This window comes from Streptomyces sp. NPDC025784 (assembly GCF_055558435.1).
On the sequence record NZ_JBVHMN010000002.1, the window covers coordinates 312,896 to 326,604 of the forward strand.

The 13,709-nt window shown below is 72.6% G+C and carries 8 protein-coding genes; 3 read left to right on the forward strand and 5 right to left on the reverse strand.

What is annotated here, in order from left to right; translation table 11 throughout:
- Positions 1 to 105: 105 nt before the first annotated feature.
- Positions 106 to 2,493, forward strand: a complete 2,388-nt coding sequence (locus ACZ4IF_RS07480) for a Tex family protein (protein WP_467560440.1) — start codon at positions 106 to 108, stop codon at positions 2,491 to 2,493.
- Between the two features lie 1,156 nt (positions 2,494 to 3,649).
- Here the strand turns inward: ACZ4IF_RS07480 and ACZ4IF_RS07485 are convergent.
- Complete coding sequence (locus tag ACZ4IF_RS07485; RefSeq protein ID WP_467560442.1) at positions 3,650 to 5,296, reverse strand: ABC-F family ATP-binding cassette domain-containing protein; 1,647 nt, start codon at positions 5,294 to 5,296, stop codon at positions 3,650 to 3,652.
- A 48-nt stretch (positions 5,297 to 5,344) separates the two neighbouring features.
- Entirely contained in the window at positions 5,345 to 6,364 is a 1,020-nt protein-coding gene (locus ACZ4IF_RS07490; protein ID WP_467560444.1) for an oxidoreductase, read from the reverse strand.
- Between the two features lie 66 nt (positions 6,365 to 6,430).
- On the opposite strand from ACZ4IF_RS07490, the gene ACZ4IF_RS07495 reads away from it, so the two are divergent.
- A complete protein-coding gene (locus tag ACZ4IF_RS07495; protein WP_467560446.1) occupies positions 6,431 to 7,396 on the forward strand; it encodes an FAD-dependent oxidoreductase in 966 nt (321 codons plus the stop codon).
- Positions 7,397 to 7,573: 177 nt separating this feature from the next.
- On the opposite strand, the gene ACZ4IF_RS07500 is transcribed toward ACZ4IF_RS07495, so the two are convergent.
- Together ACZ4IF_RS07500 and ACZ4IF_RS07505 are read right to left on the reverse strand one after the other, a co-directional pair.
- Entirely contained in the window at positions 7,574 to 8,848 is a 1,275-nt protein-coding gene (locus ACZ4IF_RS07500; RefSeq protein ID WP_467560448.1) for a M14 family metallopeptidase, read from the reverse strand.
- Positions 8,845 to 10,809: a Xaa-Pro dipeptidyl-peptidase gene (locus ACZ4IF_RS07505; RefSeq protein WP_467560450.1), complete on the reverse strand. Its 1,965-nt coding sequence runs from the start codon at positions 10,807 to 10,809 to the stop codon at positions 8,845 to 8,847. The genes ACZ4IF_RS07500 and ACZ4IF_RS07505 overlap by 4 nt, the downstream gene beginning before the upstream one ends.
- 181 nt (positions 10,810 to 10,990) lie before the next feature.
- Between ACZ4IF_RS07505 and ACZ4IF_RS07510 the strand changes: the two genes are divergently transcribed.
- Positions 10,991 to 12,481, forward strand: a complete 1,491-nt coding sequence (locus tag ACZ4IF_RS07510) for a M1 family metallopeptidase (protein ID WP_467560452.1) — start codon at positions 10,991 to 10,993, stop codon at positions 12,479 to 12,481.
- Positions 12,482 to 12,673: 192 nt separating this feature from the next.
- Here the strand turns inward: ACZ4IF_RS07510 and ACZ4IF_RS07515 are convergent, their stop codons facing one another.
- Positions 12,674 to 13,627, reverse strand: coding sequence for an adenosine kinase (locus tag ACZ4IF_RS07515; RefSeq protein ID WP_467560454.1), 954 nt, complete (start codon positions 13,625 to 13,627; stop codon positions 12,674 to 12,676).
- Between the last annotated feature and the right edge of the window lie 82 nt (positions 13,628 to 13,709).

The following is a 13,709-nucleotide window of genomic DNA, read 5'->3' on the forward strand; positions in this document are numbered from 1 at the left end:
GGATTCTCGACGCGGTGCGCGGCACGACGGTGCCCTGATCCCCTGTTGTCGGCGCCACCTGCCACAATTGCCGCGCAACCTCAGTGGAGAAGGCGGTACGGGATCGTGACGACACCCCTCGTAGGGTCCATCGAAGGCAGGATCGCCGAGGAACTCGGCGTACGGGAGCGGCAGGTCAAGGCCGCCGTCGACTTGCTCGACGGCGGATCGACGGTGCCCTTCATCGCCCGCTACCGCAAGGAAGCGACCGAGATGCTCGACGATGCGCAGCTGCGCACCCTCGAGGAGCGGCTGCGCTATCTGCGGGAGCTGGAGGAGCGGCGCGCCGCCATCCTCGACTCGGTGCGCGAGCAGGGCAAGCTCACCGACGAGGTCGAGGCGCAGATCAGGGGCGCCGAGACGAAGGCGCGCCTGGAGGACATCTACCTGCCGTTCAAGCCGAAGCGGCGCACGAAGGCGCAGATCGCGCGCGAGGCCGGCCTGGAGCCGCTGGCCGATGGCCTGCTCGGCGACCCGGCGGTCCAGCCGGTCGCCGCCGCCACGGCCTTCGTCGACGCCGACAAGGGCGTCGCCGACCCGCAGGCCGCCCTGGACGGCGCACGGGCCATCCTCACCGAGCGGTTCTCGGAGGACGCCGACCTCATCGGCGAACTCCGCGAGCGCATGTGGGTGCGGGGACGGCTCGCCGCGAAGGTGCGCGACGGCAAGGAGGAGGCCGGCGCCAAGTTCGCCGACTACTTCGACTTCGCCGAGCCGTTCAAGGAACTTCCCTCGCACCGCATCCTCGCCATGCTGCGCGGCGAGAAGGAAGAGGTGCTCGATCTCGTCCTGGAGCCGGAGGAGCCCACCGACGGACCGTCGTCGTACGAGGGGATCGTCGCCGGGCGGTTCGGCATCGCCGACCGGGGCCGTCCCGCCGACAAATGGCTCACGGACACCGTCCGCTGGGCCTGGCGCACCCGCATCCTCGTCCACCTCGGCATCGACCTGCGGCTGCGGCTGCGCACGGCCGCCGAGGACGAGGCGGTGAACGTCTTCGCGGCGAACCTGCGCGACCTGCTGCTCGCCGCCCCCGCCGGCACCCGCGCGACGCTGGGACTCGACCCCGGCTTCCGTACGGGCGTCAAGGTGGCCGTCGTCGACGCCACCGGCAAGGTCGTGGCGACCGACGTCATCCACCCGCACGTCCCGGCGAACCGGTGGGACGAGGCCATCGCCAAGCTCGCACGGCTCGCCGCGCAGCACTCGGTCGAACTCATCGCCATCGGTAACGGCACTGCGTCCCGCGAGACCGACAAGCTCGCCGGTGACCTCATCACCCGGCACCCGGAGCTGAAGCTCACCAAGGTGATGGTGTCCGAGGCGGGGGCGTCCGTGTACTCGGCCTCCGCGTTCGCCTCGCAGGAGCTTCCCGACATGGACGTCTCGCTGCGCGGCGCCGTCTCGATCGCCCGCCGCCTCCAGGACCCGCTCGCCGAACTGGTGAAGATCGACCCGAAGTCCATCGGCGTCGGGCAGTACCAGCACGACCTGTCCGAGGTGAAGCTCTCCCGTTCGCTGGACGCGGTGGTCGAGGACTGTGTGAACGGCGTCGGAGTGGACGTGAACACCGCCTCCGCACCCCTGCTCGCCCGCGTCTCCGGCATCACCTCCGGGCTCGCGGAGAACATCGTGGCCCACCGCGACGCGCACGGCCCCTTCCGCGCGCGCACGGCGCTCAAGGACGTGGCGCGCCTCGGCCCCAAGGCGTACGAGCAGTGCGCGGGCTTCCTGCGGATCCGGGGCGGGGACGACCCGCTCGACGCGTCCAGCGTGCACCCCGAGGCCTATCCGGTGGTGCGGCGCATGGTGAAGACGGCGGGCAGCGAGGTGGCGGCACTGGTCGGCAACACCGGGGTGCTGCGCTCGCTGAAGCCCGGGGACTTCGTGGACGAGACGTTCGGTCTGCCGACCGTCACGGACATCCTGAAGGAACTGGAGAAGCCCGGGCGCGACCCGCGCCCCGCCTTCAAGACGGCCACCTTCAAGGAGGGCGTCGAGAAGATCTCCGACCTGGCGTCGGGGATGGTCCTGGAGGGCGTCGTGACGAACGTGGCCGCGTTCGGTGCGTTCGTGGACGTCGGTGTCCACCAGGACGGGCTCGTGCATGTGTCCGCCATGTCCAAGACCTTCGTCAAGGACCCGCGGGACGTCGTGAAGCCCGGCGACATCGTCAAGGTCAAGGTGCTGGACGTCGACATCCCGCGCAAGCGGATCTCGCTGACCCTGCGGCTCGACGACGAGGCCGCGCCTCAGGGCGAGCAGCAGGCCGGTGGCCGGCCCCAGCGGGGCGGGCGGCCGCCGCAGCAGCGGGGACAGCAGCGTCAGGGTCGCGGCGGCGGTGGCGGCGGTGGCGGCGGCGGCTCCCGCCAGGCGCCGGCACCGGCCAACAGCGCGATGGCGGACGCGTTGCGCCGCGCCGGGCTCGTGGACCCCAAGCGAGGGCGGGGCTGACGGTCGCCGGTACGGGGGGCGGGGCTGACCGTCGCCGGTACCGGGGGCGGGGCTGACGGTCGCCGGTACCGGGGCGTCCGGGGCGGGGCCCGGTGGTGGTGCGGGGCGGGCCGTGCCGGGGTCTGCTTGGCGTAGACGCCCGGTGCGGGTGCGGGTGCGGGTGCGGGTGCGAGTCGTGCCGGGGTCTGTTTGGCGCAGGCGCCCGGCGCGGCTGAGGTTCGTGCCGGGGGCAGCCTGCTGGGGCCCCGCACCGAGGCCTGCGCGTTGACGTAGCCCGCGCTGCTGACAGCCGTGCGGGGGCGTGCCTGCTGAGGCGCCCTGCGCTGGTGTGACCCGTGCCGGTGGTCTGCTGCACGAGGAGCCCGGCGCTGCCGAGGTCCGTGCCCAGGCCTGCCTGCTGCGGCGCCCCGCGCTGGTGCTCGGCTCGGGGCGGTTGCGCGGCTCGGCGCTGACGAGGTGCCGCTGCGCCCACCCGTACCGCCCTGGCGGCACGATTGCCCGCAGTCGACGGCGCGGGGCGCCTCGGCCGCTGTGGTCAGCGCTGCTGCCCGCAGCCGGGGCGGGTGCGGGGGCTACGGGCGGTGGCAGTACTCCCGCCGATGCGAGGTCCAGGGCGGTGGGCATGCATCGGACCGGGCCGGAGCCCACAGCCAGGGCGGGCAGGTGGGCAAGCAGGCGTCGGCGGCAGCGGGCCTGCGGCTGGGAACGCCGGTGGGTGGGCATGCATCGGACCGGGCCGCAGCCCACAGCCAGGGCGGGCAGGTGGGCAAACAGACCCCTGCGGCAGCGGGCCTGCGGCTGGGAACGCCGGTGGGTGGGCACGCATCGGACCGGGCCGCAGCCCACAGCCAGTGCGGGCAGGTGGGCAAACAGACCCCTGCGGCAGCGGGCCTGCGACTGGCAGCGCCAGGGGGGTGGGCACGCATCGGACCCGTCCGCAGCCCACAGCCAGGGCGGGCAGGTGGGCAAACAGACCCCTGCGGCAGCGGGCCTGCGGCTGGCAGCGCCAGGGGGTGGGCACGCATCGGACCCGTCCGCAGCCCACAGCCAGGGCGAGCAGACCCCCGGCAGCGGACCCGCGGCTGCGGGCGGCGGGGCTGGGAGGGTGAGCGGAGCTCCGCGGCAGTGGACCCCCGCTACGAACGCCGCGGAGCGGTCACGCGGAGAGTTCCGTGACCTTCCCGGCGGCGACCTCCAGCCGCCGGTTCGTCCGCACCGCGTCCAGCATCCGCCGATCATGAGTGACAAGAAGCAACGTGCCCTCGTACGCGTCGAGCGCGGATTCGAGCTGCTCGATCGCCGGGAGGTCGAGGTGGTTGGTCGGCTCGTCCAGGACGAGGAGGTTGACGCCCCGCCCCTGGAGGAGGGCGAGCGCCGAGCGGGTGCGCTCGCCCGGGGACAGCGTCGCGGCGGACCGCAGGACATGATCCGCCTTGAGACCGAACTTGGCGAGCAGGGTGCGGACTTCGACCGGCTCGGTGTCGGGCACGGCGGCGCAGAACGCGTCGAGCAGCGACTCGGAGCCGTGGAAGAGCTTGCGGGCCTGGTCGACCTCGCCGACGACCACGCCCGATCCGAGCGCGGCGTGCCCGGCGTCCAGCGGGACACGGCCGAGCAGCGCCCCCAGCAGCGTCGACTTGCCCGCGCCGTTCGCTCCGGTGACGGCGACCCGGTCGGCCCAGTCGATCTGCAGTGTCGCGGGGCCGAAGAGGTAGTCGCCGCGTCGCACCTCCGCGTCGCGCAGGGTGGCGACGACCGCGCCGGACCGCGGTGCCGCCGCGATCTCCATGCGCAGCTCCCATTCCTTGCGCGGCTCGTCGACGACGTCGAGCCGTTCGATCATGCGCTGGGTCTGCCGGGCCTTGGATGCCTGCTTCTCGCTGGCCTCGCTGCGGAACTTGCGGCCGATCTTGTCGTTGTCGTTGCCGGCCTTGCGCCGTGCGTTCTTGACGCCCTTGTCCATCCAGGAACGCTGCATCTGGGCGCGGCCCTCCAGCGCGGCCCGCTTGTCGGCGTACTCCTCGAAGTCCTCGCGGGCGTGCCGGCGCGCGGTCTCGCGCTCCTCCAGGTAGGCCTCGTATCCGCCGCCGTAGAGGGTGATCTGCTGCTGTGCGAGGTCGAGTTCGAGGACCTTGGTGACGGTGCGGGTCAGGAACTCGCGGTCGTGGCTGACGACGACGGTCCCGGCGCGCAGCCCGCCGACGAAGCGTTCGAGCCGCTCCAGGCCGTCCAGGTCGAGATCGTTCGTGGGCTCGTCGAGCAGGAAGACGTCGTAGCGGGAGAGCAGCAGCGAAGCGAGTCCGGCCCGGGCGGCCTGGCCGCCGGACAGGGAGGTCATCGGCTGGTCCAGGTCGACGGCGAGCCCGAGGGAGTCGGCCACCTCCTCGGCCCGCTCGTCGAGGTCCGCGCCGCCGAGTGCGAGCCAGCGCTCCAGGCTCGCCGCGTAGGCGTCGTCCGCGCCGGGCGTTCCGTCGACGAGGGCCTGCGTCGCCTCGTCCATCACCCGCTGGGCCTCGGTGACCCCGGTGCGGCGGCCGAGGAACGCGCGGACGGTCTCGCCCGCGCGCCGCTCGGGCTCCTGCGGCAGGTGCCCGACGGTCGCGGAGGGCGGCGACAGGCGCAGCTCGCCCTGCTCCGGGGTGAGGAGTCCGGCGAGCAGCCGCAGCAGGGTGGACTTGCCGGCGCCGTTGGCACCGACGAGCCCGATCACGTCGCCGGGCGCGACGACGAGGTCGAGCCCGGCGAAGAGGGAGCGGTCGCCGTGGCCGGCGGCGAGGTTCTTGGCGACGAGGGTGGCAGTCATCAGGACGCCGATCCTAACGGGCCGTCCTGCCGTGCCGCGCCGGAGATCTCAGTGGGCCATCGCCTCCACCAGCACGCTTCCCGAGGTCCTGGCCACGATGAACGACTCCCCCTTCACCGCTTTGGCGTCCAGTGCGACCCGGTGGCGGCCCGCCTCCAGGATGCCGTCGAAGACGTCGTGCGTGTGGGTGCGGGAGAGCCGGTCGAGCCGGTACGCGGTGAGCTGGACACGGCACGTGGAGGTGACCTCGATGCCTGCCTCCCCGTCGGCCGCGACGAGACGGGTGAGCCGGCGCTGCTCCCGCGGGCTGCGGTCGAGCGCGTGCTCGATCTGGGCGACGAGGAGGGGGACGATGGGGGCGAGTCCGTCGACGTAGGCGACGTCGACGGACGCGTTGCGGAACGACGCGCGTACGGCGGCCCGTTCGGGTTCGCCGACGGTCCGGCCGAAGACCACGGCGCCGTAGGCGCGCAGTTCGTCGGCGGGGACGTCGGCGGCGTCGCGGGTGATGTCGGCGCCGATGCCGATGGTGCGCAGGGCGGCGGCGAGCCGGGCGAGCAGGGCGACCCGGGCGCCGATGAGCAGGACGCGGCGGCGGGGTTCCGAGTCGCCGCCGAGGAGGGAGTGGAGAGCGCTGCGGTATTCGGCGCCGCGGAAGCGGAACGGCCCTATGCCGTGGTAGCCGTTGAGTTCGAGATCGGCGGGTTCACCGGTCTGCCAGGCGAAGTCGCGCCACACGTAGTCGTCGTCGTCCCGCTCGATCACGGCGGTGACGGCGCCGCATTCGAGGCTCGCGCACTCGGGGCAGCCGTAGATGATGTAGCGGTCCCCGTCGAGCGGGGCCTCGGCCTCCAGGAGAAGGCTGCGCACCTGGGCGGTGAAGATCGCGGGTGGCACGTCGGAGGCGAGCGGGGACACCGCGTCGAGGTCGGAGAGGCGGAACAGCAGCGGACGGCCGTCGACGATGAAGTCCACGAAGTCCCGGTGCACTTGGTAGTCACCGTTGGCGAGGACTCCACCGGCACGCATCGCCGGTGCCAGGCCGAAGGTCGCGTACTCGGCAGACATGCTGTGAGTATTCCCGCACTGAGGGTGATGTGAGCACGGCATGACGTATTCCGCTAACGTCCCCGCGTGGAGAGCGCTCGCAGTGGTGATGTGATCGTGGTCGGCAGCGGGGTCGTCGGTCTGACGACGGCGGTCGTGCTGGCCGAGGACGGCGCGCGGGTACGGGTGTGGGCGCGCGAGTCCGCGCAGCGGACCACCTCGGCCGTCGCGGGCGCCCTGTGGTGGCCGTACCGCATCGAGCCGAAGGAGCTCGCCCGCGCGTGGGCCCTGCGATCGCTGTCGGTGTACGAGGAGTTGGCCGGGCGTCCGGAGGAGACGGGCGTACGGGTGGTCGAGGGTGTACTCGGTGAGACACGGCTGGACGAGCAGGCGTCGTGGGCCGGCGAGCGGCTCGCAGGGCTGCGGGCGGCGACGTCCGCGGAGTACGCGGGGCAGGGGCTGTGGGCCCGGCTGCCGCTGATCGACATGCCGGTGCACCTGGGGTGGCTGCGCGAGCGGTTCCTGCGGGCGGGCGGGGTGATCGAGGAACGCACCGTGACGGACCTGGCAAAGGCGGCGGCTCCGGTCGTCGTGAACTGCACCGGGCTCGGCGCTCGGGAGCTCGTGCCCGATCCGGCGGTGCGCCCGGTGCGGGGGCAGCTGGTGATCGTGGAGAACCCGGGAATCCGCGAGTGGGTCGTGTCGACGGACGCGTCCGCCGGGACGACGACGTATGTCTTCCCGCAGCCGGACCGGGTGGTCCTGGGCGGCACCACCGACGAGGACGACTGGTCCCTGGCGCCGGACCCGGAGGTGGCGGCGTCGATCGTCGCGCGGTGTGCGGCGCTGCGTCCCGAGGTGGCCGGGGCGCGTGTGCTCGACCACCGGGTGGGGCTGCGGCCGGTGCGCGACGAGGTACGGCTGGAGCGCGAGGTGCTGCCGGACGGCAGGGTCCTGGTGCACAACTACGGGCACGGTGGCGCGGGAGTGACGGTGGCGTGGGGGTGTGCGCGGCAGGCGGCCGGGCTCGCGCACCCGGCCGCCCCCGCGTGAACGGCCACCTCGGTGGAAGCGGCCACCACCGTGGGAACAGCTGCCTCCGTAGGGGAACGGCCGCCCCCGTAGGGAAGCGGCCACCCCCGTAGGGGAACAGCCGCTTCCGTAGGGGAACAGCCGCCCCATGGAAGCGGCCCCCGGTGGAAGCGGCCGCCCCCGTGGAAGCGCCCGCTCTCAGCAGTCCGGCGCGGGTTGCGCGGCGGTGAGGTGGTACGGCGCGCGCTCGTCGAGGAGAAGGGGGACGAGGGCGCGCAGGGACTGGCGCAGCGGGACGAGCACGCCGTCGGCGCCGCGCCGTACGCGGACGCCGTGCAGGGCGAGTTCGTCGCCGACGTCCGCGTACTGGTCCGCGGTGAGCCGGTACCCGCAGGGCGGGTCCTGGATCACCTCGGCCGGTTCGGCCGGGTCGTTGTCGGCGCCGCCGAGGTAGACCGGGCCGGTGTCGCGGTGGCCCGCGGCGCGGGCGGCGGCGGTGGCCTCCTCGACCTGCCCGCCCCGCTCCCGGGTGAATCCGAACAGTCCGCCCAGTGCGGCGAGCTGGGACCGGACCCGGCGACGGTTGTTCGCGGGTTCCGCGCTGTCGTCGAGCGGTTCCACCCGGCTCTCGACGAGCAGGCCCACGGAGTGTTTGACGCCGGACATGTTCCGCAGGATGCGTTCCTGTCCGTCGCCCGCGGTCTGCTTGACGGGATCGCCGGTCACGGGGTCGGTCCAGATGCCGTACGTGCCGGTCGAGTACCCGCCGGCCCGGGCGGCGGGCCGTACGTACTCCCCTGACAGGGTCTGCGCCTCGTCGTGAACGGCCTCGTCCGTGTTGAGGTTGCGCGGCCAGAGGTCGAAGAGGTCCTTGTCGTAGTACTTCGGGGTGGCGCCGTACTCGTGGAGGTCGTAGACGACGTCGGGTCTGCGGTCGCGCAGCACCGCGGCCGTCGCGCGGGCCTCGGCGGTCGTGAGGGCGAGGTGGTCCCGGTTGATGTCGACGCCGTCGGCGTTCCCCCGGGTGTCGGCGGCGCGGCCGTCGGGATTGGCGGTGGGCAGGACCAGCACGGTGGTGCGATCGAGCAGGCGCCGGGCCGGCCCGTCCTCGGCGAACGCCAGGTCGCGGACCGTGTTGAGGCACGCCTCGCGGCCCGCGGGTTCGTCGCCGTGCTGGCTGCACACCAGCAGCACGGTCGTGGGCGTGGGGTGCGTGCCGACACGGACGAGCCGGAGGGGGCGGCCCTGTCCGGTCGTTCCGATCCGGGTGACGGAGACCCTGTCGCTCGACCGGTCCACGGCGGCGAGGAAGTCCCGCTCCTCACGCTCACCGGTCCAGCGTGCTCCCCCGCTGCGTTCGAATCCGGTGCGCGGCGGGGTGTCGGCCGCGTGTGCCGGCGCGGTCAGCAGGGGCGCCGCCAGGGCCGTGGCGGTGACCGCCACGGCCAGGGCGCGTGCGCGTAAGGCGCTCAACGGGCCTCCCCGGGCACCGGGAGCGCGGTGCGGGGCGCGCCCACGCCGTCGAGGACGGACGGGCGGTGTGCCGTTGCCTTCGCGCCCGCCGTCGCCCGTGCGAAGGCGTCGGAGCCGCCGACCAGCGGGACCCTGGCCGAGGTGCGGGGCAGGTCGAGGGTCAGGGTCGGTGTGCTCGACGGGGGGTCGATGAGGTCCTTGTCGGTGCCCGCGACGATCAGTGCGAGCCGGTGTCCCTCGGGCACGACGTGGTCGGTGGCCGCCAGGTCGAGCGTGATGGTGTAGGCGCGGCCGGGGGTCAGGGGGACGCCCTTCGTGTCGGAGGCGTAATTGCCGAGGTCGGCCCAGCCGCGGCTGAACACCGTGTAGTCGACGTCGGTCCTCTTCGCCTCGGTGCTCCTGAAGCAGGCGCTGTCGCCGGCCGTGCTCGCGCCCCAGCAGGTGCGGTCGGTGAGGGTGGTGATGCCCTCGCCGCCGGCCGCGTAGTCGCGGATGGTGTCCGGTCCGAGGTCGACGAGGACGGCGGAGAGGTGGGCCGTGGACGTGGTGGGGGTGGCGGTGACGGTCACCTTGGAGGAGCCGGACAGCCTGAGGTCGCGGGTGAGCGGCTCGGTGACGAAGCCCGCCTTCTCGGCGGTCGGCGCGTCGATGTGCGCGGCCCAGTCGGTCTCGCTCAGCGCCGGGTTGTCGGTGAAGGTCTCGGTTCCGGAGCCCGTCCGCAGGCCGAGGGTGCCGACGCCGGCCTGGGTGCCGGTGTCCGGCCGCAGGGTCGTCGTGCTCGTGGCGCGCGGCGGCCAGACGCTCGACGTGACCCACTGGTCGGGGTGCCGTTCGATGTCGGCCATGGGTTCGTCGTCGATGCCGTTGTCGTAGCCGAGGAGTTCGTGGTCGAACCAGCGGTGCAGAGTGTCGGTCCAGGTGGCGCGGCGGAAGTCGAAGGGGTCGACGTGGCCGGTCTGGGAGAGCCAGATCTTGCGCTCGACGCCGTTCCTGGCGAGGGCGTCCCACCACTGGCCGAAGTGCTTGGTGCGAACGTTGAGGTCCTGCATGCCGTGGATCAGGAAGACGCTGGCCCTGACCTTGCCGGCGTCCTTCACGTAGTCGCGTTCGGTCCACAGCGGCGTCCAGTCGCCGGTGCGCGGCGCCTGGTCGACGAGCTTGTGCTGCACGGCGGCGCACTTGGCGCGGGCGTCGGGGCTGTCGACGTAGTCGGAGAGCCAGTCCGGGCCCGAGTCGTAGAGCGGGGCGCCCTTGGCGAAGTAGTAGTCGTACCAGGAGGAGATGGCGCTGATCGGCACGATGGTCTTCAGGCCCTTGACGCCGGTGGCGGCGACGCCGTTGGCGATGGTGCCGTCCCAGCTCTTGCCGATCATGCCGGTTCTGCCGTTGGTCCAGGTGGCCTTGGCCGAGGTGGTGCCGGTGCGCGTGGTGTACGCCCTGGCCCGGCCGTTCAGCCAGTCGACGACCGCCTTGGCGGACTGGATGTCGGAGCGTCCGCCGACGTCCACGCAGCCGTCGGAGCGGTTGGTGCCGGCGAGGTCGACACCGACGAAGGCGTAACCGCGCGGGACGAAGTAGTTGTCGTAGAAGAGCGGCATCTGGACAACGTTGCCGTTCGCGTCGTACGTCTTCTTCTGGCTCTCGTTGCCGCGTCCGCAGCAGGAGTAGTACGGGCTGGCGTCCATGATCACGGGTATCTTGCGGCCCTGCCGGGCGAGTTCGCGCGGCCGGACGACGTCGACGGCGACACGGTCCGTCTTCCCGTCGCCGTCGCCGTCGAGTCCGGTGTCGACCCAGACCGATTCGCGGATCGCGTTCTCGTACGAGTAGACGGGGGTGCTCTCGCGCGGGGCGCCGTGTGCAGCGGCGGGTGCGAGGAACGAAGCCATCAGGGCGGCCGTGGCGGCCGTCGCGAGCGATCTCCAGGTCGTGAAGCGCATGCGGCGCACTGGTATCGGCATGCGCGGAAGGTACCCCGGTCGACTCCGGTGCAAAAGAGGGTCGGTGAAAGGCCCATGAGGCACCGTCAGTCATGTCGGCCGAATGGCGATCGTGTGACAGGGGTGGCTGTGGACACGCCTCGGGCACAGGGACTGAATAGGCTCCGGACAGACTTCATGCCCCTACCACTTGGAGCTTGACGTGCACCGCAGACTCATCGCCCCGGGCGCGCTCGCGGCCTCCCTGCTGCTGGCGATCCCGGCATCGGCGGCAAGCAGTTCCCCGGGGGCGCCGGGCATCGGCGACCCCTACTACCCGGCCTACGGCAACGGCGGATACGACGTCTCGCACTACGACCTGCGGCTCACATACCAGCCGCGGACGGACGAACTGGAGGGAACGGCGACTCTCCTGGCCACCACCACGCAGGACCTGTCACGGTTCGACCTGGACTTCCTGCTCGACGTGAGCGAGGTGCGGGTCAACGGCGCGAAGGCGTCGTTCGCGACGTCCGGGCAGCACGAGCTGGAGATCACCCCGGCGAAGCCACTGCCCAAGGGGACGCCGGTCACGGTCGTCGTCCGGTACAGCGGGGTGCCGTCCACGAAGAGCGCGTACGGCTTCTCGACCTGGCACCGCACCCCCGACGGCGCGGTCGCCGCGGACGAGCCCGAGGCGGCCTGGTGGTGGTATCCGAGCAACGACCATCCGCTGGACAAGGCGACGTACGACGTGTCGGTGGCGGTGCCCGACGGCACTCAGGCCATCTCCAACGGCACGCTCCAGTCGACGAGTTCGCGCCTGGGCTGGACCCGCTACAACTGGCGCTCGAACAAGCCGCAGGCGACCTATCTCACCACGCTCGCCGTCGGGAAGTTCGACATCACCACGGGCACGTCCGAGGGTGGTGTGCCGGTCGTCAACGCGTACAGCCAGGACCTCGGCGACAACGACGGTGCGGCGCGGGCCAGTGTCGAGCGGACCGGGGAGCTCGTCGACTGGCTGAGCGGCTACTTCGGGCCGTATCCCTTCAGTTCGGTGGGCGGCTACGTGCCCAACACGACGACCGGGTACGCGCTGGAGACGCAGACCCGCGTGTACTACAGCCCCAAGCAGTTCGCGAACGGCTCGAACACGTCCGTCGTCGTGCACGAGCTGGCGCACCAGTGGTACGGCGACGACGTGTCGCTGAAGGGCTGGAAGGACATCTGGATCAACGAGGGTTTCGCCCGCTACGCGCAGTGGCTGTGGTCGGAGCACGAGGGCGAGGGCACGGCCCAGGAGCTCGCGGACTACGTGTACGCCTCGCACCCGGCGGACGACGCGTTCTGGACGGTCGAGCCCGGTGACCCGGGCCCGGACGACCAGTTCGACATCGCGGTCTACGACCGGGGCGCCCTCGCCGTGCAGGCGCTGCGCAACGAGATCGGGGACGACGCCTTCTTCGCCGCCCTCAAGGGCTGGCCGAAGAAGCACGCGTACGGCAACGCGTCGGTCGACGACTTCCGGAAGTACGCCGAGCAGGTGTCCGGCAAGCCGCTCGCCGCGTTGTTCGACACGTGGCTGTTCCAGCCCTCGAAGCCGGCCGTGTCCGCGGCGCGGGGTGTGTCCCTCGCCCGGGGCGAGAGGGTTCCGTCTCGGCCCAAGTCGTGGAAGCGGATCGCTGCGACGGACTCCGTCCACGGCCGCTGAGTGACGCCGGGCCGGTCGCTCGGCCCGGCGCCAGGGCGTTTCGCTGCCCGTCCGCCCCTCTGCGGGCGGACGGGTACGCGCCGCTCCACGGCGGCCGGTGCCCTTCGCGCCCGGCCGGGGGCCACCGCCCGGACGCGCGCCTGCGGCTCCGCGGGGGGCCGAGCGCGCCGTTCCCCGCGCCCCTGACGGGGCTCACGCGCCGGGGACGGTCGCCGTGGTTGTGGTGACGCCCTGGTCCTCCAATTCCGTGACGCGGGACAGGAGTTCGTCGCGGCCGATGGCGTCGGCCCGGGTCGAGGGCACCGTGCAGGCGTATGCTCCGGCCACCACGCCGTACAGCGCGCACCGCAGTGGCGGTTCCCCGGCGAGCCGGCCGAAGAGGAAGCCGGAGGCGAAGGCGTCGCCCGCGCCGTTGGAGTCCACGACCGGTGCGGGAGGGGTGACCGCGGGGATGTGGGTGACCTCGCCGTCCACGAGCAGGTACGCGCCGTCCGCCCCGGCGGTGGCCGCCACGACCTGGGCCCGGCCCCGTTCGACGATCCGGCGCATGGTCCGCTCGGGGTCGGCCAGCGCGGTGGTGGACAGGAAGACGACGTCCGCGGCATGGGCGAACGGCTCGTGGTACGGGTTGTCGCCGTCCCAGTTGTGCAGGTCGGTCGAGAGCGTCAGGCCCGCTTCGCGCAGTACCGGCAGGGTGGCGGAGCACGGGTGGGTGATGACGACGTGGGCGTGGCGGCTCGCGCCGGCCAGCGCGCGCACCGTCTCCTCGGGCAGCCGGTCCGTTTCCCTGGAGCGGCTGTCGTCGTACAGCGACAGCCTCCGTCCCCGCGGGTCGACGAGATTGACCGCCCGCTTGGTGCCGCCGGGCTGGAGGACGTCGGTGAGCGGGATCCCGCGGTCGCGGTGGAGGGTCCGGACGAGCTCGCCCTCGTGGTCGTCGCCGATCATGTCGAGGTGGTGCGTGCGCAGGCCCAGGGCGTGCACGCCGAGCGCGACGAAGTCCCCGCTCTGTCCGGCCCGGGTCTCGATGCCGGGCCGGATCATGTAACTGTCGGCGAACGGGAGCGGCAGTTCGGGGACGTGGACGATCGTGTCCACGCCCGCGCCTCCCAGGACGAGGACGTCGATCTCGGGGCTGCTCATCATGGGTGTTCCTCTCGGCTCCGCGCTCGGTCGGCTGCGCATGTCGGCACGTGAGTCAAGCAGCGCCGCGACAGTCCCGGCAATG